This window comes from Microbacterium sp. HJ5, from assembly GCF_054824025.1.
In genome coordinates this window covers 1-23,195 of record NZ_JSYE01000027.1, presented here as the reverse complement: position 1 = coordinate 23,195, position 23,195 = coordinate 1, and the positions used below count along the sequence as shown (strand labels likewise).

General features: G+C 71.0%; 21 protein-coding genes. 20 read left to right on the top strand and 1 reads right to left on the bottom strand.

Features of this window, described 5'->3' with window-relative positions; genetic code table 11:
• Positions 1-39: 39 nt before the first annotated feature.
• The 5 genes from rpoZ (at position 40) to OB08_RS12560 (ending at position 5,911) form a co-directional block, all read left to right on the top strand.
• Positions 40-294, top strand: coding sequence for a DNA-directed RNA polymerase subunit omega (rpoZ, locus tag OB08_RS12580; RefSeq protein WP_191766458.1), 255 nt, complete (start codon positions 40-42; stop codon positions 292-294).
• Positions 295-380: 86 nt separating this feature from the next.
• The gene (gene metK, locus OB08_RS12575) at positions 381-1,574 is read left to right on the top strand and encodes a methionine adenosyltransferase (RefSeq protein ID WP_461475222.1); all 1,194 of its coding nucleotides are present in this window, start codon (positions 381-383) and stop codon (positions 1,572-1,574) included.
• 61 nt (positions 1,575-1,635) lie between these two features.
• Complete coding sequence (locus OB08_RS12570) at positions 1,636-3,612, top strand: primosomal protein N' family DNA-binding protein (RefSeq protein ID WP_461475220.1); 1,977 nt, start codon at positions 1,636-1,638, stop codon at positions 3,610-3,612.
• An 8-nt stretch (positions 3,613-3,620) separates the two neighbouring features.
• Positions 3,621-4,544: a methionyl-tRNA formyltransferase gene (fmt, locus tag OB08_RS12565; RefSeq protein ID WP_461475218.1), complete on the top strand. Its 924-nt coding sequence runs from the start codon at positions 3,621-3,623 to the stop codon at positions 4,542-4,544.
• A complete protein-coding gene (locus OB08_RS12560; RefSeq protein WP_461475217.1) occupies positions 4,502-5,911 on the top strand; it encodes an RsmB/NOP family class I SAM-dependent RNA methyltransferase in 1,410 nt (469 codons plus the stop codon). The genes fmt and OB08_RS12560 overlap by 43 nt, the downstream gene beginning before the upstream one ends.
• Position 5,912: 1 nt before the next feature.
• Here OB08_RS12560 and glsA read toward each other — a convergent pair whose 3' ends face one another.
• On the bottom strand, positions 5,913-7,085 hold the full coding sequence (gene glsA, locus OB08_RS12555) for a glutaminase A (RefSeq protein ID WP_461475215.1): 1,173 nt from the start codon (positions 7,083-7,085) through the stop codon (positions 5,913-5,915).
• A 20-nt stretch (positions 7,086-7,105) separates the two neighbouring features.
• On the opposite strand from glsA, the gene rpe reads away from it, so the two are divergent.
• From rpe to OB08_RS12480, 15 genes are all read left to right on the top strand, one after another.
• Positions 7,106-7,795 carry a ribulose-phosphate 3-epimerase gene (gene rpe, locus OB08_RS12550; RefSeq protein WP_461475213.1) on the top strand — a complete coding sequence of 230 codons (690 nt, stop codon included), beginning with the start codon at positions 7,106-7,108 and terminating at the stop codon, positions 7,793-7,795.
• A gap of 216 nt (positions 7,796-8,011) precedes the next feature.
• A complete protein-coding gene (locus tag OB08_RS12545) occupies positions 8,012-8,275 on the top strand; it encodes a phosphoribosyl-ATP diphosphatase (RefSeq protein WP_194411800.1) in 264 nt (87 codons plus the stop codon).
• 43 nt (positions 8,276-8,318) lie between these two features.
• Positions 8,319-9,161: an ATP phosphoribosyltransferase gene (hisG, locus tag OB08_RS12540; protein ID WP_461475210.1), complete on the top strand. Its 843-nt coding sequence runs from the start codon at positions 8,319-8,321 to the stop codon at positions 9,159-9,161.
• Positions 9,161-9,943: an imidazole glycerol phosphate synthase subunit HisF gene (gene hisF / locus OB08_RS12535; protein ID WP_461475209.1), complete on the top strand. Its 783-nt coding sequence runs from the start codon at positions 9,161-9,163 to the stop codon at positions 9,941-9,943. The genes hisG and hisF overlap by 1 nt, the downstream gene beginning before the upstream one ends.
• Positions 9,940-10,305 carry a phosphoribosyl-AMP cyclohydrolase gene (gene hisI / locus OB08_RS12530; protein ID WP_461475207.1) on the top strand — a complete coding sequence of 122 codons (366 nt, stop codon included), beginning with the start codon at positions 9,940-9,942 and terminating at the stop codon, positions 10,303-10,305. The genes hisF and hisI overlap by 4 nt, the downstream gene beginning before the upstream one ends.
• Positions 10,302-10,910, top strand: a complete 609-nt coding sequence (locus OB08_RS12525) for a Trp biosynthesis-associated membrane protein (RefSeq protein ID WP_461475205.1) — start codon at positions 10,302-10,304, stop codon at positions 10,908-10,910. The genes hisI and OB08_RS12525 overlap by 4 nt, the downstream gene beginning before the upstream one ends.
• Positions 10,911-10,940: 30 nt before the next feature.
• Positions 10,941-11,171 (top strand): DUF6704 family protein, encoded by a 231-nt coding sequence (locus OB08_RS12520; protein WP_461475203.1) that lies wholly within the window; start codon positions 10,941-10,943, stop codon positions 11,169-11,171.
• A gap of 1 nt (position 11,172) precedes the next feature.
• The gene (gene trpC, locus OB08_RS12515) at positions 11,173-11,949 is read left to right on the top strand and encodes an indole-3-glycerol phosphate synthase TrpC (protein WP_461475201.1); all 777 of its coding nucleotides are present in this window, start codon (positions 11,173-11,175) and stop codon (positions 11,947-11,949) included.
• Entirely contained in the window at positions 11,946-13,211 is a 1,266-nt protein-coding gene (gene trpB / locus OB08_RS12510) for a tryptophan synthase subunit beta (RefSeq protein WP_461475199.1), read from the top strand. Before trpC ends, trpB begins: the two co-directional genes overlap by 4 nt.
• Positions 13,208-14,002 (top strand): tryptophan synthase subunit alpha, encoded by a 795-nt coding sequence (gene trpA, locus OB08_RS12505; protein ID WP_461475197.1) that lies wholly within the window; start codon positions 13,208-13,210, stop codon positions 14,000-14,002. Before trpB ends, trpA begins: the two co-directional genes overlap by 4 nt.
• Before the next feature lie 54 nt (positions 14,003-14,056).
• A complete protein-coding gene (gene lgt / locus OB08_RS12500; RefSeq protein ID WP_461475195.1) occupies positions 14,057-15,040 on the top strand; it encodes a prolipoprotein diacylglyceryl transferase in 984 nt (327 codons plus the stop codon).
• 86 nt (positions 15,041-15,126) lie between these two features.
• Positions 15,127-19,731, top strand: coding sequence for a glutamate synthase large subunit (gltB, locus tag OB08_RS12495; protein WP_461475194.1), 4,605 nt, complete (start codon positions 15,127-15,129; stop codon positions 19,729-19,731).
• Positions 19,724-21,190, top strand: a complete 1,467-nt coding sequence (locus OB08_RS12490; protein WP_461475192.1) for a glutamate synthase subunit beta — start codon at positions 19,724-19,726, stop codon at positions 21,188-21,190. Before gltB ends, OB08_RS12490 begins: the two co-directional genes overlap by 8 nt.
• 48 nt (positions 21,191-21,238) lie before the next feature.
• Positions 21,239-22,687: a pyruvate kinase gene (pyk, locus tag OB08_RS12485; RefSeq protein ID WP_461475190.1), complete on the top strand. Its 1,449-nt coding sequence runs from the start codon at positions 21,239-21,241 to the stop codon at positions 22,685-22,687.
• Between the two features lie 84 nt (positions 22,688-22,771).
• Positions 22,772-23,149 (top strand): SHOCT domain-containing protein, encoded by a 378-nt coding sequence (locus tag OB08_RS12480; protein WP_461475188.1) that lies wholly within the window; start codon positions 22,772-22,774, stop codon positions 23,147-23,149.
• Positions 23,150-23,195 lie beyond the last annotated feature (46 nt).

The following is a 23,195-nucleotide window of genomic DNA, read 5'->3' as shown; positions in this document are numbered from 1 at the left end:
GCAGACCTCTCCACCGTCATCCGATCCAGGAGGATTCCCATGGCCGGAACGAACCAGGGCATCATCGAGCCCCCCATCGACAGCCTTCTCGAGAAGGTCGACTCCAAGTACCAGCTCGTGATCTTCGCGTCCAAGCGCGCGCGCCAGATCAACGACTACTACTCCGACCTGCACGAGGGCAACCTGTTCGACAACGTCGGACCCCTCGTCGATTCGACCGTCGAGGACAAGCCCCTCACGATCGCCATGCACGAGATCCACGAGGACAAGCTCCGCCTGCGTCCCGTCGAGTAGGCACGTTACGTCCTGATGCCCCCGGGGCGGCTCTGTCCGCCCACGGGGGCATACTGGTGCCGGCACACATCCGACCTGGAGCATCGATGACCGACCTTCGTCTGTTCACGTCCGAATCCGTCACCGAGGGGCATCCCGACAAGATCTGCGACCAGATCTCCGACAGCATCCTCGACGCCATCCTCGCCGCCGACCCCAAGGGCCGCGTGGCCGTCGAGACGCTCGTGACCACCGGTCTCGTCCACGTCGCCGGCGAGGTGTCGACCTCGGCGTACGTCGAGATCCCGGCGATCGTGCGCTCGGTCGTCAACCGCATCGGCTACACGTCGAGCGAGACCGGCTTCGACGGCGACTCGTGCGGCGTGAGCGTCTCGATCGGCGCGCAGTCGTCCGACATCGCGGCGGGTGTCGACAAGGCGTTCGAGCGCCGCGAGGACGGCTCGGAAGACCCGCACGACCTGCAGGGCGCCGGTGACCAGGGCATCATGTTCGGCTACGCGACCACCGAGACGCCGCAGCTCATGCCCATGGCGGCATGGACGGCCCACCGCATGGCGGAGCGACTCGCCGAGGTGCGCCGCTCCGGCGAGCTGCCGTTCCTTCGCCCCGACGGCAAGACCCAGGTGACGCTCGGGTACGACGGCCACACGCCGCGCACCGTCGAGTCGGTGGTGCTGTCCACGCAGCACCAGCCCGACATCTCGCAGAAGGCGCTGCGCGCCGCCGTGCGAGCCGAAGTCATCGACCCGGTGCTCGAGGCCACCGGGCTCGAGCTTCCCGACGTGAAGTTCTACATCAACCCCGCCGGCCCGTTCGTGACGGGTGGCCCGAAGGGCGACGCCGGGCTCACCGGCCGCAAGATCATCATCGACACGTACGGCGGAGCATCCCGTCACGGCGGTGGCGCCTTCAGTGGGAAGGACCCGTCGAAGGTCGACCGCTCGGCGGCGTATGCGATGCGCTGGGTGGCCAAGAATGCCGTTGCGGCAGGCCTGGCGGAGCGGCTCGAGGTGCAGGTGGCGTACGCCATCGGCAAGGCGAAGCCGGTCGGGCTGTACGTCGAGACCTTCGGCACCGGGCGCGTCTCCGACGAGGCGATCACGCGCGCGATCCTCGACGTGTTCGATCTCCGCCCCAAGGCCATCATCGACCAGCTCGACCTGCTGCGCCCGATCTACGCGAAGACGGCGGCCTACGGTCATTTCGGGCGCGAGCTGCCCGAGTTCACGTGGGAGCGCCCGGACCGCGCCGACGACCTGCGCGCCGCCGCCGGGCTGTGATGCCGGGCCGCGCCCCGCGCCGGGGGCGTGAGGCCGGCCCGTCCGCGCGCGGAGCGACGCGGTGACTGCGCGGCGCGTCGCGCGGGTGCTGATCGACTCTCCGCTGCCGCAGCTCGACCGGCTGTTCGACTACGCCATCCCGAGCGAGCTCGCCGAGCTCGCGGTACCCGGGGTCCGCGTGCGCGCACCGCTGCGCACCGCCGGGCGCATGGTCGACGGCTACCTCGTCGAACTGGGGGAGCCGGATGCCTCCGACCGGCCGCTCTCCGAACTCGACGCGGTCGTCTCACCGGTCCCCGTGCTGACGTCCGGGCTCTACGCGCTCGCACGGCGCTGCGCCGACCGGGCGGCGGGATCGGCGGGCGACATCCTGCGCCTCGCGATCCCGAAGCGCATGGTGCGGGCCGAGAAGGCCTGGCTCGCGGCCGGTCCACCCGAGACGCCGGCCGTCGCCGACGATGCGCGCGCGTGGGCCGAGTCCGTCCTCGCGCCGTACCCGGGGCTGGGCGAGGCGCTCGACCGCGCACAGCGTCTGGCCCTCGACGCACCCCCGTCGCCCGCGTCGCTCGAGGACGGCACCGCGGTCGGCGCGTGGGCGGCGCTCCTGGTCGCCGCGGCCGTACGCACGCTCGCCTCCGGCCGCAGTGCGATCCTCGTGGTGCCCGACCACCGCGACCGGGCCCAGCTCGAGGCGGTGCTCGCAGACCGCGTCCCCGCCGGAGCGGTCGTACGCGACGATGCGAAGCAGAGTTCGCCGTTGCGCTACGCCGCCTTCCTGCGCACGCTCTCCGACGCGCCGTGCATCGTCATCGGAAACCGCTCCGCGGTCTACGCGCCCGTGCACGCTCTCGGGCTCGTCGCCCTGTGGGACGACGGCGATCCGCTGCTCTCGGAGCCGCTGAGCCCGGGCGTCCACGCGCGCGATGCCGCGCTGCTCCGCCAGGAGCTCGACGGCGGCGCCCTGGTGTTCGCGGGGCATACGCGCACGACCGATGTGGAGAGGCTCGTCGCCGTCGGCTACGTGCGAGGACTTCCGGCGGCTCGGCGCCCGAGCCCGCGGGTCGTGCTGAGTGCGACGCGCGAGGGGGAGTCGCGCGGGTCGCGCGTGCCGTCCGCCGCCTTCGCCGCGGCGCGCGAGGCGCTGGCGCACGGCCCCGTCCTCGTGCAGGTCGCCCGCCCCGGCTACGCCCCGGTCCTCGTCTGCGCGGACTGCCGGCATCCCGCCCGCTGCCGGCACTGCGGCGGTCCGCTGCACGCGGCGAAGCAGGGCGCCGTGCCGACGTGCACGTGGTGCGGGCGGGGAGCGCCCGGCTGGACCTGCCCCGACTGCTCATCGACGCGTCTGCGCATGGCGTCGTCGGGCAGCGAGCGCACCGCCGACGAGCTCGGGCGCGCATTCCCCGGGGTGCGCGTGATCGTCGCCGACGGCGAGCATCCGGTCACTCACGTCGACGCGAGACCCGCCCTCGTGGTCGCCACGCGCGGCGCGGAGCCGCTCGCGGCAGGCGGCTACCGCGCCGTCATCCTCCTCGACGGCGATCGGATGCTGCTCGCCGACGACCTGCGCATCGGTGAGTCTTGCCTGCGCTGGTGGTCGAATGCCGCGGCGCTGGCCGCGCCCGGCGCGCCGGTGCACCTCGTGGGCGTGGCCGGTCCCGTGGCCCGCGCCCTGGCGACGTGGACGCAGGCGGCCTACGCCCGTGCCGAGCTCGCCGACCGTGCGCCCCTGCGCATGCCTCCCACGGTGCGGGTGGCGGCGCTCGACGGCGACCGGCGCACCGTCGATGCGGCCGTCGCCGCGCTGAGCGCCGCCGTCCCGGAACTCGACGACGACGCGGTGCTCGGCCCGCTGCCCCGCGACGAGGGCGTACGCGCCCTGGTGCGTTTCGAGTACGCGCTGGGCGCACGCGTCGCGGAGAGCCTGCGCGCCTCCGTCGTGAGCACGGCGATCAAGGCCCGGCGCCCGGCGAAGGGGCGCGCCCCCGGTGCCCGCAATACACTCAGAGTCAGGGTCGACGTGCCCGATCTCGATCTGTGAGGAACCCCATGCGACTCGTCTTCGCCGGAACCCCCGAGCCGGCGGTGCCGGCTCTGCGGCGGCTCGCGGCATCAGGCCACGACATCGCCGCCGTCGTCACACGGCGCGATGCGCCCCTCGGACGCAAGAGGGTGCTGACCCCGTCGCCGGTGGCCGCAGCGGCGGACGAGCTGGGATTCCACGCGATACGGGCCGACCGCCTCGACACCGAGGTGACCGAGCGCATCACCGCCCTTCGTCCGGACCTCGGCGTCATCGTCGCCTACGGAGGACTCGTGCGGGAGCCGCTGTTGTCGACGCCGGTCTACGGGTGGATCAACCTGCACTTCTCGCTCCTGCCCCGCTGGCGCGGTGCGGCACCCGTGCAGCACGCGCTGATCGCGGGTGACGCCGAGACCGGGGCGAGCGTCTTCCAGCTCGTCCCCGACCTCGACGCGGGCGCGGTCTTCGCCGAGCAGTCCCGCGCGATCGCGCCTGATGAGACGGCCGGTGAGCTTCTCACCGCTCTGGCAGAGAGCGGTGCCGAACTGCTGCTCCAGGTCGTGGACGACATCGCCGCCGGCACTGCGCGGTCGCGCCCGCAGGCGGGCGAACCGACCTACGCCCCCAAGCTCGGCGACGCCGACGGCGCAGTGCGCTGGACCGAGCCGGCGGAGTCGGTGCTCGGCCGCATCCGCGGCGTCACCCCGGAGCCGGGTGCGCACACCATCGTCGAGGGTGCCCGGCTCAAGGTCCTCGCCGTCGGGCGGGCCGACGCCGGCGCCCCGACGCTGGAGCCCGGTCGACTGGCCCTCCACGGCAAGAGCGTGATCGCCGGCACCGGCAGCCGCCCGATCGTGCTCGAGACCGTGCAGCCCGCAGGCAAGGGCCCCATGCGTGCGGCGGACTGGTGGCGCGGCCTGCGCTCGACCGCGCCGGTGGCGGGCTCGTGAGCGGCGTCGCCGGGTCGCGGCGTGTCGCGTACGACACGATCCGCGCGGTTCACGAATCCGACGCCTACGCGAATCTGCTGCTCCCGACGTCGATCACCCGCGCGGGCCTCGCCACCTCGGACGCGGCGCTGGCGACGGAGCTGACCTACGGCACGCTCCGACGTCAGGGCACCTACGATGCGGTCATCGCGATCGCGGCCGACCGCAGCACCGGCGACATCGACCCCGCCGTGCTCGACGCGCTCCGGCTCGGCGTGCACCAGCTGCTCTCGACGCGCGTCGCCTCGCACGCCGCCGTGAACGAGTCGGTCGAGCTCGCGCGCGGGGCGGGCGGGCGCGGCTCCGCCGGATTCGCCAACGCCGTGCTGCGGCGGGTCTCGCGCGACACGCCCGGTGACTGGATGACGCGCATCGCCGACGGTGCGCGGTCCGACGACGAGAAGCTCGGCCTGCTCTTCTCGCACCCGGTGTGGGTCGTGCGCGCTTTCCGTCGCGCACTGGCCGCCGAAGGGCGGGCGGACGAGCTCGAAGCGCTCCTCACGGCCGACAACGCCGCCCCGCGCGTCACGATGATCGCCCTGCCGGGGCTCGCAGAGGTGCCCGAAGAAGCCCGCAGCACGCCGTTCTCGCCCGTCGGCTTCCGCCTCGGCGGCGGCGATCCGGAAGCGGCGATCCGCGCGTCCGGAGGTCGCGTGCGCGTGCAGGATGAGGGATCGCAGCTCGCGGCGCTGGCGCTCAGCCGGGCGATGCCGGTGCGCGAGGGGGAGCGGTGGCTCGACCTGTGCGCGGGCCCCGGCGGGAAGACGGCGCTGCTCGCCGCCGAGGCGCTCGCCCACGGTGCGCGGCTCGAGGCCAACGAGATCTCCCCGTCGCGGGCGGGTCTCGTGCGCAAGGCGCTGGAGGGCGTCCCGCTCGAGGTGCCGGTGTCCGAGCAGGACGGACGGGTCCGCGCCGCCGAGTCGCCCGAGACCTACGACCGCATCCTCGTCGACGCGCCGTGCACGGGGCTCGGCGCGCTGCGCCGGCGGCCCGAGGCGCGCTGGCGCAAAGCGCCCGCGGACGTCCCGGAGCTCACCGGCCTGCAGCGCGAGCTGCTCGAGGCTGCGGTCAGCGCGCTCAAGCCCGGGGGCATCGTCGCCTACGTCACCTGTTCACCGCACCTCGCCGAGACCGCCGGCGTCGTCGCCGAGGTGCGGCGCGAGTGGGGCGCGGCCCTCGAGGAGGTGTCCGCACGCGACGTCATCACCGCGCTGTCGGATGCCGATCCCGGCCTCGCGCCGCAGGCTGACGGGTCCGAGCGCGCGCAGCTCTGGCCGCATCGGCACAACACCGACGCGATGTCGATCTCGCTGCTGCGGCGCGTCTGAGTCAGGTCTCGAGTCGGAAGCCGAGGGGGAGTCCCTCGAACTCGCCCTCGAGCGCCGCCAGGGCGGCAGGGTGCGTGCGGGCCAGCTCACGGGCGTCGAGACGCACGACGGAGCCGGCGGGAAGCCCGCCGGCGAGTTCGCGGAGCACGGCCACGACGCGTTCCGTGCCCGCGAAGCCGAGCTCGCCGCTCAGCCGGATGGTGGGGCCGTCGTCGCCGGCATCGACCGACACGGCCGGCGCCGCCATGCTCTCGTGCGGTTCGAGCAGGTGCATGCCGAGCCGCTCCGAAAGCAGCTCGACGACCGCGACCGCACGCACGCTGTTTCCGTGCGCGTCGAGACGCGGACTGAACGCCGCCACGCCGAACTGCGACGGGGCGACGGCGAGCACGCCGCCGCTCACGCCGCTCTTCGCCGGCAGCCCGACGCGCAGCAGCCACTGCCCCGAGAAGTCGTACATGCCGCAGCTCGCCATCATCGACAGCACATCGCGCGCCACGGCCTCGCTGACGACCCTCTGGCCCGTGACGGGGTTCCAGCCCCCGAACGCGAGCGTCGACGCCATCACCGCGAGATCGCGCACCGTCACGAGCACCGAGCACTGCCGGAAGTAGGTCTCCACCGCGAGTTCGACCGGGACCTCGATCACTCCGTACGAGCGCAGGAGGTGCGCGAGCGCGCGGTTGCGGTCGCCGGTGCTCGACTCGGAGGCGTACACGGCCTCGTCCACCCACAGCGAGCGGCCGGCGAAGCCGGACATGAGCTCGACGATCCGACCCGTGCGCGCGTCGACGTCGTCGCCGCCGACGAGCGCGGTCGTGGCGATCGCGCCCGCGTTGATCATCGGGTTCGCCGGGCGGCCGGTGACCGCCTCGAGGCTGATGGCGTTGAACGGCTCGCCGCTCGGCTCGGCGCCGACCTTGGAGAGCACGGCATCGCGTCCGCGCTCGGCGAGCGCGAGGGCGAGCACGAAGGGCTTCGACATCGATTGGATCGTGAACTCCGCGTCCTCGTCGCCCACCGATCGCACGCGACCGCGCGGGCCCACGACCGAGAGGGCGAGGCGCTCCGGATCGGCGTCCGCGAGCTCGGGGATGTACGAGGCGGTGGCGCCCCCGTCCAGTGGCCGTACCTCTTCGAGTGCGCTGCTCAGGAGCGCCGTAATGGAGTCCACGGCTCGACCATAATGGAGCCGTGACCCACCGCGACGAGGACGGCCGCGCCGGCGTCCGCATCAACCCGAGCATCCTGGCCGCCGACTTCGTCAACATGCAGACGGAGCTCGCCCGCATCGCCACGGCGGACTTCGTGCACGTGGACGTCATGGACAACCACTTCGTGCCGAACCTCACCTTCGGGCCGCAGATGGTGGAGCGCATCCAGGCCACGAGCCCCGTGCCGCTCGACGTGCACCTCATGATCGCCGACCCGGATCGGTGGGCCCCGGAGTACGCCGAGATCGGCGCCGCCTCCGTCACCTTCCACCTCGAGGCGGCCACCGGGCCCGTCGCGCTCGCGCGGCGGCTCCGGCAGATCGGCGCCCGCGCCGGCGTCGCGGTCAAGCCGGCCACCCCGGTCGAGGGGCTCCTCGACCTGCTCGACGACTTCGATCAGATCCTCGTGATGACCGTCGAGCCGGGCTTCGGCGGCCAGTCCTTCATGCCCGAGACGATGCCGAAGCTGCGCCGGCTCGCCGACGAGGCGCGGCGGCGCGGGTCGTCGGTGTGGCTGCAGGTCGACGGGGGGATCGGCGAGTCGACGATCGCCCAGGCCGCCGAGGCCGGGGCCGACACGTTCGTCGCCGGCTCCGCCGTGTTCGGCGCCACCGACCCGGCGAACGCGATCGCCGGCCTGCGAGCGGCGGCGCACCACCACCGGCACTGATCGCCCCGCGTCACGCGGGGCCGCGCGCCCCTGCGATAGCCTCCTCCCGTGCGGGTGCTGACCTTCGAATCCCGCATCCCTCGACCGGATGGCTGAGACAGAGGGTCGTGGAAGAGTTCGCGAAGGCAGCCAGCTGACGCGACGCGTCCGTGCGCGCCACCGCCGCGCGAGCGTCACGCGGGGCCGCGGCATCCGCTCGTTCGATAACCTGGCATGGTGAAGACGTTCGATGCGCTGTTCGCCGAGCTCGCCGCGAAAGCGGCCGAGCGCCCCGAGGGATCGGGCACGGTCGCACAGCTCGACGCCGGCGTCCACGCGATCGGCAAGAAGATCGTCGAAGAGGCGGCCGAGGTCTGGATGGCCGCCGAGTACGAGTCGACGGATGCCGCGGCCGAGGAGATCTCGCAGCTGCTGTACCACCTGCAGGTGCTGATGCTCGCGAAGGGTCTGAGCCTCGAAGACGTCTACCGACATCTCTGAGCGCGCGCCCGCCCACCGCCCTCGAACCGAAAGCCCCGCTGCCATGCTGCGAATCGCCGTGCCGAACAAGGGCTCGCTCGCCGAGACCGCCTCCGAGATGCTCTCCGAGGCGGGCTACACCGGCCGTCGCGACCCGAAAGACCTCCACGTCATCGACCCCCGCAACGAGGTCGAGTTCTTCTATCTCCGCCCGAAGGACATCGCCACCTACGTCGGCTCCGGCGCGCTCGACGTCGGCATCACCGGCCGCGACCTCCTGCTGGATGCCCGCATGCCCGGGGCCCGCGAGATCGAGGCGCTCGGATTCGGCGGCTCGACGTTCCGCTTCGCCGGTCCTCCCGGGCGCTTCGACACGGTCGAAGATCTCGAGGGCATGCGCGTCGCGACGGCGTACCCCGGCCTCGTCGACGGCTTCCTCGACGACCACGGCGTCGCGGTGGATCTCGTGCCGCTGGACGGTGCGGTCGAGTCCGCGGTCCGACTGGGCGTGGCGGATGCCGTCGCCGACGTCGTCTCGACCGGCACGACGCTGCGCCAGGCGGGCCTCGAGATCTTCGGGCCCGTCATCCTCGAGTCCGAGGCCGTCCTCATCGGTGCACCCGACGAGGTCGAGGGCACGCAGACGCTCCTGCGACGGCTGCGCGGCGTCATGGTCGCCCGGCGCTACGTGCTCATCGACTACGACCTTCCCGCGTCGCTCATCGACGAGGCCGTCGCCCTCGCGCCCGGCATCGAGTCGCCCACCATCTCGCCGCTGCGCGATCCCGCGTGGGTGGCCGTGCGCGTCATGAGCCCGCGGCAGACGGCGAACCAGGTGATGGATGCGCTCTACGCGCTCGGCGCCCGCGCCATCCTCGTGACCGCCATCCACAACGCGAGGCTCTGATGAGCCTGGTCTGCCGCGTCATCCCGTGTCTCGACGTCGCCGCAGGGCGGGTCGTGAAGGGCGTCAACTTCGAGAACCTGCGCGACATGGGCGACCCCGTCGAACTCGCGCGCGAGTACTTCCGGCAGGGTGCGGACGAGCTCACGTTCCTCGACGTCACCGCGACGGTGGACGAGCGCTCGACGACGTACGACGTCGTGCGGCGCACAGCGGAAGAGGTGTTCATCCCCTTGACGGTCGGCGGGGGAGTCCGCTCCGCGGAGGACGTCGCGCGCCTCCTGTCGGTCGGCGCCGACAAGATCGGCGTGAACTCCGCCGCGATCGCGCGCCCTGCCCTGCTCGACGAGATCGCCGACCGCTTCGGAGCACAGGTGCTCGTGCTCTCGCTGGACGTGAAGCGGTCGGCGGCGACCGAGTCAGGATTCGTCGTGACGACCCATGGCGGCCGGACAGAGACGACCCTCGACGCCCTGCTGTGGGCGCGCGAGGCCATCGAACGGGGTGCCGGTGAGCTTCTCGTCAACTCGATCGACGCCGACGGCACCCGCGAGGGCTTCGACCTCGAACTCGTCTCCCTCATGCGCGAGGTCTCGAGTGTGCCGGTGATCGCCTCCGGCGGCGCCGGGAGCGCCGAGCACTTCGGCCCGGCGGTCGCCGCCGGGGCCGACGCAGTGCTCGCGGCATCCGTGTTCCACTCGGGTCAGCTGACCGTGGGCGATGTGAAGGCGGCGATGGCCGGAGACGGCATCGAGGTGCGCCACGTGCGCGAGGCCGCAGCGTGACGGGCCCCGTGCAGGACCGCATCGACCGCGTCGCGTTCGACGACCGCGGGCTGGTCGCCGCCATCATCCAGCAGTGGGACTCGCGCGAAGTGCTCATGCTCGGGTGGATGGATGCCGAGGCGCTCCGCCGCACCCTCACCGAGGGCCGCGTGACGTTCTGGTCGCGGTCGCGTCAGGAGTACTGGCGCAAGGGCGACACGTCCGGCCACATCCAGGTCGTGCGCGGCGCCAGCCTCGACTGCGACGGAGACGCCATCCTCATCGAGGTGGACCAGGTCGGCGCGGCGTGCCACACCGGCACGCGCACGTGCTTCGACGGACGCGATCTCGAGGCGGTCGACGGTCTGGGATCCACTCCGTGATCCACCGCGCCCGCCTGCTCGCCGTCGCCGGTCTCCTCCTCTGCGGCGCGATCGGCGTCATCTCCTCGACCCAGACGTGGCTCACCGTCGTCCTCGACGACAGCGCGGGCCGGACACTCGACGTCGCCGGGGCATCGGCGATCCCGGTTCTCGCTCCCCTGAGCCTCGCGGTGCTCGCCCTGGGCGGCGCGCTGTCGATCGTCGGACTGGTGCTGCGGTATCTCTTCGGCGGCCTGACCGTCGTCATCGCCGCGCTGCTCGGCTGGCTCACCGCCCAGGTCGCCTTCGCGCGCCCTACCTCGGCGGTCGCGTCCACCGTGACCGAGGCCACGGGGATCACAGGGGAGTCCGCCGTGGCAGACCTCGTCGCCTCGATCGATGCGACGCCGTGGCCCGCCGCGACCTTCGCGATCTGGGTCGCGCTCCTCACCGTCGGCGTCTTCATCCTGGCGACGGGGCATCGCTGGAAGAGCGGCAGCCGCCGCTACCGCACCGAGGAATCCGTGCGCGCCGCGGGCCCCACCGGGTCCCGTCCGCACGACGCCATCGACTCGTGGGATGACCTGTCGCGTGGCGAGGATCCCACCGCCCGCCCGCTAGACTGACCACATCCCGCGCCTACCTGGAGGAGATCCATGAGCAACCACATCGGCGACCCCGGCCACGGACACTCGCCCGCCGCCTGGACGGCCGTCGTGATCATGCTCGTCGCGGTCGCGCTCGGCACGGTGTTCTACTGGTTCGACATGCCGGTGCTCGTGTGGGCATCCGCCGCGCTCCTCGTCGTGGGCCTCATCGTCGGCTGGGTCATGGCGAAGGCCGGCTACGGCGTCAACGGCTCGAAGTACAGCGCGAAAGAGCACTGACGTGCTCGCCGACCTCACGGCCGGCGCGGTTGAGGATGCCGAGGCCCGCGCCTCGGCGCGGCCACAGGCGGTCGTCGAGGCAGCAGCCCTCGCCCAGTCGCCGGCGCTCGACGTCCTGGCCGCCCTGGCACCCGCCGACCGGGTGAAGATCATCGCCGAGGTCAAGCGCGCGAGCCCCTCGCGCGGCGATCTCGCCTCGATCCCCGACCCCGCGCTGCAGGCGCGGCTCTACGAGCAGGGCGGCGCCTCCGCCATCTCGGTGCTGACCGAGGGACGGCGCTTCAAGGGCAGCCTCGCCGATCTCGAAGCCGTCAAGGGGGCAGTGGGACTCCCCGTCCTGCGCAAGGACTTCATCGCGACCGAGTACCAGGTGCTCGAGGCTCGCGCGGCCGGCGCCGACCTCGTGCTCCTCATCGTGGCCGCCCTCGAGCAAGACGTCCTCGCCCGGCTCCACGCGTTCACGCTCGCACTCGGCATGACCCCGCTCGTCGAGACCCACTCGGCCGCCGAGGTCGACCGGGCCGCCGACATCGGCGCGCGGCTCGTCGGGGTGAACGCCCGCGACCTGTCCACGTTCGAGCTCGACCGCGACCTGTTCGGCCGCCTCGCCGGGCGCATCCCCGCCGATGCGATCAAGATCGCCGAGTCGGCGGTGCTCGCCCCTGCCGACGTCGCGCACTACCGCGCCGCCGGAGCCGATGTCGTGCTGGTGGGCGAGGCGCTCGTCACCAACGATCCCGTCACCACCCTGCAGTCGTTCCTGGAGGCAGGCGCATGAGTCTTCGCGAGGCATCCGGCCCGTTCTTCGGCGACTTCGGCGGGCGCTACATGCCGGAGTCGCTCATCGCGGCGATCGACGAGCTCACCGCCGAGTACGAGGCCGCGAAGGCCGACCCCGCGTTCCAGGCCGAATTCGTCCGTCTGCTCCACACCTACGCCGGCCGTCCGTCGCCGATCACCGAGGTGCAGCGCTTCGCCGAGCACGCGGGCGGTGCGCGGGTCTTCCTCAAGCGCGAGGACCTCAACCACACGGGATCGCACAAGATCAACAACGTGCTCGGGCAGGCCCTGCTCACGAAGCGCCTCGGCAAGACGCGTGTGATCGCCGAGACCGGGGCGGGCCAGCACGGCGTCGCCACCGCCACGGCCGCAGCCCTCTTCGGCCTCGAGTGCACGATCTACATGGGCGAGGTCGACACCGAGCGCCAGGCCCTCAACGTCGCCCGCATGCGGCTGCTCGGCGCCGAGGTGGTGCCGGTGAAGACCGGGTCGCGCACGCTCAAGGACGCCATCAACGACGCCTACCGCGACTGGGTCGCGACCGTCGAGACCACGAACTACATCTTCGGCACCGCCGCGGGGCCTCACCCGTTCCCGGCGATGGTGCGCGACTTCCAGAAGGTGATCAGCGAAGAGGCTCGGGCGCAGCTGATCGACGAGGCCGGCCGTCTCCCCGATGCGGTGCTCGCCTGCGTCGGCGGCGGATCGAACGCGATCGGCATGTTCGACGCATTCCTCGACGACGAGGGCGTTCGGCTCTACGGGGTCGAGGCGGCAGGCGACGGCGTCGACACGCCCCGCCACGCGGCCTCGATCCAGCGCGGGCGCCCCGGCGTGCTGCACGGCGCGAAGACCTTCGTCCTGCAGGACGAGGACGGCCAGACGACCGAGTCCCACTCGATCTCGGCGGGCCTCGACTACCCCGGCGTCGGACCCGAGCACGCGTGGCTGGCCGCGATCGGGCGTGCCGAGTACATCCCCGCGACCGACGACGAGGCGATGCAGGCTCTGCGGCTGCTGTCCGAGACCGAGGGCATCATCCCCGCGATCGAGTCCGCGCACGCTCTCGCGGGCGCGCTGCGCATCGGCCGCGAGCTCGGTCCCGACGCGATTCTCGCCGTGTGCCTCTCGGGCCGCGGCGACAAGGACATGGACACGGCGGCGCGCTACTTCTCGCTGTACGACGAGGGACAGGATGCCGCGACCGCGGCTGCGGCGCCGCACGCCGACGCCGCGCACGGCGAGGGGGAGAAGCTGTGAGCTCACGCGTCGCCGCCGCGATCGACGCCGCGCACGCCGACGGGAGAGGCGCGCTCATCGGCTACCTGCCGCTCGGCTTCCCCGACCTGCAGACGAGCATCGATGCCGCGGTCGCCCTGGCCGAGAACGGCGCGGACGTCCTGGAGCTCGGCCCGCCGTACTCCGACCCGGTCATGGACGGCACCGTCATCCAGGAGGCGACGCAGGCCGCCCTCGCCCACGGCTACCGGCTGCGCGACACGTTCACCGCGGTCGCCGAGATCACCCGGCGCGTCGACGTGCCCGTCCTCGTGATGACGTACTGGAATCCGGTTCTTCAGTACGGCGTCGACCGCTACGCCGACGACCTGCTCGCCGCGGGCGGGGCGGGCCTCATCACGCCCGACATCACGCCCGAGGCCGCGCCCGAATGGATCGCCGCCAGCGAGCGGACCGGTCTCGACCGCGTCTTCCTCGCGGCTCCGACGTCCACGGACGAGCGCCTCGACCTGATCGTGCAGAACTCCACCGGCTTCGTGTACACGGTGTCGACGATGGGGATCACGGGGGAGCGGGCGCAGCTCGACGCAGCAGCCCGGACCCTGGTCGGGCGCCTGCGCGAACGCGGCGTCGGGCACGCGTGCGTGGGCATCGGGATCTCGAACGCCGAGCAGGTCGCGGGAGTGCTGGGCTATGCCGACGGCGCCATCGTCGGCACCGCGCTCGTGCGCGCGCTGCGCGACGGCGGGATCGACGGCCTCGCACAGGCCGCGCGCGCCCTCGCCGCGGGCACGATCCGCACCGCGAATTAGACTTCTCACGTCGGCTCGCCGCCGTCGTCCCCACCAGCAAGGATTCGATCGCACATGATCACCGCCGCACAGAGCCTCGCCCAGGGCGTCGTCGCCAGCATCCCGAGCCCCGATGTGAGCTCGTTCCCGCTCGGGCCTCTTACGATCCACTTCTACGCGCTCTGCATCATCGCCGGCATCATCGCCGCGGTGCTGCTGACGAACCACCGTCTCACCAAGCGCGGCGCCGAACCGTGGGTCGTCATCGACATCTCGCTGCTCGCGGTGCCGCTCGCCATCATCGGCGCACGCATCTACCACGTGCTCACCCACTTCGACTTCTACTTCGGCGAGGGCAGCAACCCGCTCTCGGCGCTGTACATCTGGGAGGGCGGCATCGCGATCTACGGTGCCCTGATCGGCGGCGCGATCGGCGCATGGCTGGGCTGCCGCTGGACCGGCATCCGCTTCTGGACCTTCGCCGACGCCCTCGCCCCCGGCCTGCTGCTCGCGCAGGCGATGGGCCGCTTCGGCAACTGGTTCAACCAGGAGCTCTTCGGCCTCCCGACCGACCTCCCGTGGGGCCTCGAGATCGACTACCCGAACTCGGCTTGGCCGGTCGGGCTGCCCGAGGGCACGCTCTTCCACCCGACGTTCCTCTACGAGGTCGTATGGAACCTGATCGGCGTCGTCGTCCTGCTGTGGGCCGGCCACAAGTTCCGCCTCCAGTGGGGACGCCTGTTCGGCCTGTACCTGATCTGGTACAGCGGCGGGCGCATCGTGTGGGAGTCGATCCGCATCGATCCGAGCGACATCTTCCTCGGGCTCCGCACCAACGTGTGGGCCGCCATCTTCGGCGTGATCCTGGGCCTGGCGATCTTCTTCGTGCAGAAGCGCCGTCACCCCGGCTTCGAGCCTTCGCCCTATGTGTCCGGGCGCGAGTGGACCGCCGGACAGGCTGTACAATCGCAGAATACCGACGACTTCGTCGACGTCAGCGAACCCCCGACGTCCGAGTCCGTCGAAGGCACCGCCACAAGCACCCCCGCCACGAAATAACGCATGCTGAACAGCTAGCACGTGCAGTTCGACTAGCACAGGGCCGACGTCGTCCCATCTTGAGCATCAACGTGAGGACGGTAGGTATGGCTTCGAGCCCCCGTCGCGACGCCTCCCCGCAGGCGAGCATTTCCCCGAACGGCCTGAGCGGCTTCCCCGCCAAGCAGGGCATGTACAACCCTGCCTTCGAGAAGGACGCGTGCGGTCTGGCCATGGTCGCCACGCTGCGCGGCGAGGCCGGCCACGACATCATCGATCTGGCGCTGACCGCGCTGCGCAATCTCGAGCACCGCGGCGCGATCGGCTCCGACGCGGGCACCGGCGACGGCGCGGGCATCCTCACGCAGATGCCCGACGCCTTCCTGCGCGCGGTGGTCGACTTCGACCTTCCCGTCGTGGGGGAGTATGCGGCGGGAATGGTGTTCCTGCCTCGCGACGACGAGGCCCGTGCCGCGCAGAAGGCCGGCATCGAGAAGATCGCGGCGTCCGAGAACCTCACCGTCCTCGGCTGGCGCGAAGTTCCCACCGTCGATGAGAACCTCGGCAAGCTGGCCTTCGCGGCCCGCCCCGTGTTCGAGCAGCTGTTCGTCTCGCGCCCGGCCGTCGGCGACGCGCCCGCTCTGTCGGGCATCGCGCTCGACCGTCGCACGTTCCGTCTGCGCAAGCGCGCCCGCACCGAGCTCGACGCGTACTTCGTCTCGCTGTCGGCCCGCACGCTGGGCTACAAGGGCATGGTCACTACCCTCCAGCTCGAGCCGTTCTACCCCGACCTGCAGGACGAGCGCTTCGCGTCCGAGCTCGCAGTGGTGCACTCCCGCTACTCGACCAACACCTTCCCGTCGTGGCCGCTCGCCCAGCCGCTGCGCATGCTCGCGCACAACGGTGAGATCAACACGGTCAACGGCAACCGCAACTGGATGCGCGCGCGTCAGTCGCAGCTCGAGTCCGAGCTGCTCGGCGACATCCGGCCGCTGCTGCCGATCTGCACCGAGGGCGCGAGCGACTCGGCGTCATTCGACGAGGTGCTGGAGCTGCTCACCCTCACCGGGCGCAGCCTGCCGCACGCCATCATGATGATGGTGCCGGAGGCCTACGAGAAGCAGGCCGACATCGACCCGAAGCTGCGGTCGTTCTACGAGTTCCACTCGATGCAGATGGAGCCCTGGGACGGGCCCGCAGCCCTCATTTTCACCGACGGCACGCTCGTCGGCGCCACGCTGGACCGCAACGGGCTGCGCCCCGGCCGCTGGACCGAGACCACCGACGGCCTCGTCGTGATCGGCAGCGAGACCGGCGTGCTCGACTTCGCGCCCGAGCGCATCAAGCGGCGCGGCCGCCTCCGCCCCGGCCGCATGTTCCTCGTCGACACGGCGCAGGGCCGCATCGTCGAAGACGACGAGATCAAGCGCGACCTCGCGGAGCTCGAGCCGTGGCAGGAGTGGCTCGACAAGGGCCGCGTGCGCCTGGCCGAACTGCCGGAGCGCGAGCACATCGTGCACCCGATCGCCTCGATCACGCGCCGCCAGCGCACGTTCGGCTACACCGAGGAGGAGGTGCGGATCCTCCTGACCCCGATGGGTCAGACCGGGGCCGAGCCCCTCGGTGCGATGGGAAGCGACACCCCGGTCGCGGTGCTCAGCGAGCGCCCGCGGCTTCTGTTCGACTACTTCACGCAGCAGTTCGCGCAGGTCACCAACCCGCCGCTCGACTCGATCCGCGAAGAGGTCGTCACGTCGCTGTCGCTCGGGCTCGGCCCCGAGCGAAACCTGCTCGAGTGGGGTCCCGACCACACCCGGGTCGTGACGCTCGACTTCCCGGTGATCGACAACGACGAGCTGGCCAAGATCCAGCACATCGACACTGCGCTCCCTGGCCGCACGTCGGTCACGATCCGCGGCCTCTACCGCGTCGAGGCCGGGCACAAGGGGATGCAGAAACGTCTCGCGCAGATGTGCGAGGAGGTCGACCAGGCGATCGAGGACGGCGCGGAGTTCATCGTGCTGTCCGACCGCGACTCCAACAAGGACCTCGCGCCCATCCCGTCCCTGCTCATGCTCGCCGCGGTGCACCATCACCTCATCCGCAACCAGACCCGCATGAAGTGCGGTCTCGTGGTCGAGGCCGGCGACGTGCGCGAGGTGCATCACATCGCGACGCTCATCGGGTACGGGGCATCCGCCGTCAATCCCTACCTCGCGATGGAGACCGTCGAGTACCTCGTCCGCGCGGGCTACATCACGGGCATCACGCCGGAGAAGGCCGTGCGCAACCTGATCTACGCGCTCGGCAAGGGCGTGCTGAAGATCATGTCCAAGATGGGAATCTCGACCGTGTCGTCCTACGCCGGCGCACAGGTCTTCGAGGCCGTCGGCCTGTCGGACGAGTTCGTCGCGAAGTACTTCACGGGCACCGAGTCCAAGCTCGGCGGCGTCGGGCTCGACGTCATCGCGGCCGAGAACGCGGCGCGCCACGCGTACGCGTATCCCGAGGACGCCGCGGTCCGCGCCCACGAGCGGCTGTGGACGGGCGGCGAGTACCAGTGGCGCCGCGACGGATCGCCGCACCTCTTCAACCCCGACACGGTCTTCCGCCTGCAGCACTCGACGCGCACGCGCCGCTACGACATCTTCCGCGAGTACACCAAGCTCGTCGACGACCAGGCGAACGAGCTCAAGACGCTGCGCGGCCTGTTCAAGCTCAAGACGACCGGGCGCACCGCCGTGCCGATAGACGAGGTCGAGCCGGTGTCGTCGATCGTAAAGCGGTTCTCCACCGGTGCGATGAGCTACGGCTCCATCTCGAAGGAGGCGCACGAGACGCTCGCGATCGCGATGAACCGTCTCGGCGCGAAGTCGAACACCGGTGAGGGCGGCGAGGACGTCGACCGCCTGCTCGACCCGGAACGTCGCAGCTCGATCAAGCAGGTGGCCTCCGGACGCTTCGGGGTCACGAGCCTGTACCTCACCGAGGCCGACGACATCCAGATCAAGCTGGCCCAGGGCGCGAAGCCCGGCGAGGGCGGACAGCTGCCGCCCACGAAGGTGTATCCGTGGGTCGCGCGCACGCGGCACGCGACGGCCGGCGTCGGGCTCATCTCGCCGCCGCCGCACCACGACATCTACTCGATCGAAGACCTCAAGCAGCTGATCTTCGACCTCAAGCGCGCCAACCCCTCGGCTCGTGTGCACGTCAAGCTCGTGAGCCAGTCGGGCATCGGCGCGGTCGCCGCCGGCACCGCGAAGGCGCTGGCGGACGTCATCCTCGTGTCGGGTCACGACGGCGGAACGGGCGCGAGCCCGCTCAATTCGCTCAAGCACGCCGGCACCCCGTGGGAGCTCGGCCTGGCCGAGACGCAGCAGACGCTCATGCTCAACGGCATGCGCGACCGCGTCGTGGTGCAGGTCGACGGCCAGCTCAAGACCGGACGCGACGTCATCATCGGCGCGCTGCTCGGCGCCGAGGAGTTCGGCTTCGCCACGGCGCCCCTCGTCGTCTCCGGCTGCATCATGATGCGCGTCTGCCACCTCGACACCTGCCCCGTGGGCGTCGCGACCCAGAACCCCGTGCTGCGCCAGCGGTTCAACGGCAAGCCCGAGTTCGTCGTGAACTTCATGGAGTTCATCGCGGAGGAGGTGCGCGAGTACCTCGCCGAGCTGGGCTTCCGTTCGCTCGACGAGGCCATCGGCCGCAGCGAGCTCCTCGACGTCGACGGCGCCGTCGATCACTGGAAGGCGAGCGGACTCGACCTCGCACCCGTGCTCGAGGGCCCGACCTTCGCCGAGGACGAGCCCCGGCGCAACACGACGAGCCACGAGCACGAGCTCGAGCAGCACTTCGACGTTCCCCTCATCGAGCTCGCTCAGGACGTCATCACGAGCGGCGGTCAGCTGACGATCGACCTGCCGATCCGCAACACGGAGCGCGCCGTCGGGACGCTGCTGGGACACCACGTCACCCGGGCGCGCGGCGAGAACGGCCTGCCGTCCGGCAGCATCGTGGTGAACCTCACCGGTTCGGCCGGCCAGTCCTTCGGCGCGTTCATGCCCGCCGGGATCACGCTGCGTCTCGAGGGCGACTCCAACGACTACGTCGGCAAGGGCCTGTCGGGCGGTCAGATCGTCGTGCGCCCACCGCGCGACGCCGCGTTCGACGCGTCGCAGAACGTCATCGCCGGCAACGTCATCGGCTACGGCGCGACCCAGGGCACGCTGTTCCTCCGCGGCGTCGTGGGGGAGCGGTTCTTCGTGCGCAACTCCGGCGCGACCGCCGTCGTCGAGGGTGTGGGCGACCACGCGCTCGAGTACATGACGGGCGGTCTCGCCGTGATCCTCGGCGCCACGGGCAGGAACCTGGGCGCCGGCATGTCCGGCGGCACCGCGTACGTCTACAGGCTCGACCGCAAGCTCGTCAACCGCGAGGCGCTCGCGTCCGGCGAGCTCGAACTCGGCGAGCTGGGCTCAGGCGACGCCGAGATCCTGCGCGATCTGCTCGAGCAGCACGTCGCCGAGACCGACTCGACCCTCGCGGCGGCGCTCCTCGCCGACTTCGAAGGAGAGCTGCACAATTTCGTCCGCGTCCTGCCGCGCGATTACGCCGCGGTCCTGCAGACGCGCCAGAACGCCGTCGCCGAGGGGCTCGACCCCGACGGCGACGTCGTCTGGAACCGCATCCTGGAGGTGACGGGTGGCTGACCCGAAGGGCTTTCTGAAGAACACCGAGCGCGAGCTGCCCCCGCGGCGCCCCGTGCCGGTGCGCATCATGGACTGGAAAGAGGTCTACGAGCCGGGCGACACGGCCGTGCTCCGTCGTCAGGCGGGTCGCTGCATGGACTGCGGCGTGCCGTTCTGCCACAAGGGCTGCCCCCTGGGCAATCTGATCCCCGAGTGGAACGACCTCACGTGGCGCGGCGAGGGCCGCTCGGCCATCGAGCGCCTGCACTCGACGAACAACTTCCCCGAGTTCACGGGCCGTCTGTGCCCCGCCCCGTGCGAAAGCTCGTGCGTGCTCGGCATCAACCAGCCCGCCGTGACCATCAAGCAGATCGAGGTCTCGATCATCGACGAGGCGTTCTCGAACGGCTGGGTCGAGGCTGAGCCGCCGGGACGGCTGACCGGCAAGACCGTCGCCGTCGTCGGATCGGGCCCCGCCGGCCTCGCGGCCGCGCAGCAGCTCACGCGCGCCGGTCACACCGTCGCCGTGTTCGAGCGCGACGACCGGATCGGCGGTCTGCTCCGCTACGGCATCCCCGACTTCAAGATGGAGAAGAAGCACCTCGAATCGCGCCTGCGTCAGATGCGGGACGAGGGCACGCGCTTCCGCGCCGGGGTCGAGATCGGCAAGGACATCTCGTGGAGCGACCTTCGCGCGCGCTACGACGCCGTGGTCATCGCCACCGGCGCGACCCTTCCGCGGGAGCTTGCGATCCCCGGGCGCGACCTCGCGGGCGTGCACTTCGCCATGGAGTACCTGGTCGAGTCCAACAAGGCCGTGGCCGGCGACGCAGTGCCTAACCAGATCAGCGCCGAGGGCAAGCACGTCGTCGTCATCGGCGGCGGCGACACAGGCGCTGACTGCATCGGCACGGCGCACCGCCACGGTGCCCTCAGCGTCACGAACCTCGCGATCGGGCGCCGCCCTCCGGGCGACCGTCCCGAGCACCAGCCCTGGCCCATGTCGCCCACGCTGTTCGAGGTCTCGTCCGCGCACGAGGAGGGCGGCGAGAGGTCGTACCTCGCGTCGACGGTCGAGTTCCTCGCGAACGAGGCCGGCGAAGTGCGCGCGCTGCGCGTGGCCGAGACCGAGTTCGTCGACGGCCGGCGCGTGCCCAAGAGCGGCACCGAGCGCGAGATCCCCGCCGACCTCGTCCTCATCGCGATGGGCTTCACCGGCCCGGAGCGCACGTTCCTCGAGGACCAGCTCGGCGCCCGTTTCACTGACCGGGGCAACGTGCACCGCGAGGACGACTACCAGACGACCGCCCCGGGTGTGTTCGTGGCGGGCGATGCCGGCCGCGGACAGTCCCTGATCGTGTGGGCGATCGCCGAGGGCCGTGCGGCCGCCGCGAGCGTCGACGCCTACCTGATGGGCGCCACCCAGCTGCCCGCCCCTGTCCGCCCCCATGATGTCGCTATCGGCCTGCTGCCCGCGTAGGCTGGCCACGGCATTTCGCCCTCGAAACCACCCGGAGAACACACACGGATGAGACGCGCCAAAATCGTCGCAACCCTCGGACCCGCCACGTCGACCTATGAGAGCGTGCGCGCGATCATCGACGCCGGCGTGGACGTCGCCCGCTTCAACCTGAGCCACGGCGACTACTCGGTTCACGACAACAACTTCGCCAACGTGCGCAAGGCCGCAGACGACGCCGGACGCCCCGTCGCCGTCCTCGTCGACCTCCAGGGTCCGAAGATCCGCCTCGGCAAGTTCGAGAACGGCCCGCACGACCTCGCCGCCGGCGACATCTTCAAGATCACCGTCGACGACATCCTCGGCACCAAGGAGATCGTCTCGACGACCTTCAAGGGCCTCCCGCAGGACGTCAAGGCGGGCGACTTCCTCCTGATCGACGACGGCAAGGTGCGCGTCGAGGTCGTCGAGACCGACGGCACCGTCGTGACCACGAAGGTCATCGTCGGCGGTCCGGTCTCCAACAACAAGGGCATCAACCTTCCCGGTGTCGCGGTCAACGTACCCGCGCTCTCCGAGAAGGACGAGGCCGATCTGCGCTGGGGTCTGCGCGCCGGCGCCGACATCATCGCGCTGTCGTTCGTCCGCGACGCGAAGGACGTGCAGCGCGTCCACGTGATCATGGCCGAAGAGGGTCGTCACATCCCGGTGATCGCCAAGATCGAGAAGCCGCAGGCCGTCGACAATCTCGAAGAGATCATCGACGCGTTCGACGGGATCATGGTCGCCCGCGGCGACCTCGGCGTCGAGCTGCCGCTCGAGGCCGTGCCGATCGTCCAGAAGCGCGCCGTCGAGCTGTGCCGCCGCATGGCGAAGCCCGTCATCGTCGCGACTCAGATGCTCGAGTCGATGATCGAGAACCCGGTCCCCACCCGCGCCGAGACGAGCGACGTCGCCAACGCCGTCCTCGACGGCGCCGACGCGGTGATGCTCTCCGGCGAGACCAGCGTGGGCAAGTACCCGGTGGGCGTCGTGGAGACGATGGCACGCATCGTCGACTCGACCGAGGAGCACGGCCTGGAGCGCATCCAGCCGCTGACGACCAAGCCGCGCACACAGGGCGGTGCGATCACCCTCGCAGCCCTCGAGGTCGCGGAGTTCGTCGAGGCGAAGTACCTCTGCATCTTCACCGAGTCGGGTGACACCGCGCGTCGCATGTCGCGCCTCCGCCCGCGTATACCCATGATCGGCTTCACGCCCGAGCCGGCGATCCGTCGTCGCATGGCGCTCACATGGGGCGTGCAGTCGGCGCTCGTCGAGCACGTCGCGCACACCGACCGCATGTTCATCCAGGTCGACGACTACTTCCTGTCCAACGACCTCGCGAAGGTCGGCGACAAGGTGGTCGTGATCTCGGGTTCCCCTCCCGGGATCATCGGCTCGACCAACGACATCCGCATCCACAAGATCGGCGACGCCGTGCACGGCAAGGCACCGATCTACAAATCGGGGGAGTAGTCCCGCGGCGATCCTGTGACCGGACGGTCGCGCTCACTATGCTGAGCGCGACCGTTCCGTTTCTCTGACAGGGGGGCCCCTCGCATGGACCTGATCTGGTGGCTTCTGTGGATCTTCTGGTTCACCGCCTACATCTACGTCGTGATCGTCGTGATCACCGACCTCTTCCGTGACGAGAACCTGAGCGGCTGGTTCAAGGCGCTGTGGATCATCGCGCTCGTCTTCGTGCCCTTCCTCACCGCGCTGATCTACGTCATCGCGCGCGGCAAGGGCATGGCAGAGCGTGCCCGCGAGCGGTACGCGGGCGTTCCCGAGGCCGACGACTACCGGCCGTCCGCGTCGGTGAGCCCCGCGGAAGACATCGCGAAGGCGAAGGCGCTCCTCGACGCCGGGACGATCACGCAGGGCGAGTTCGACGCCCTCAAGAGCAAGGCGCTGGGCAACCAGTACTTCGGCGCCTGACCGCGACGAGACACAAGATGAGCGGATGCCTCGGCCGAGGCATCCG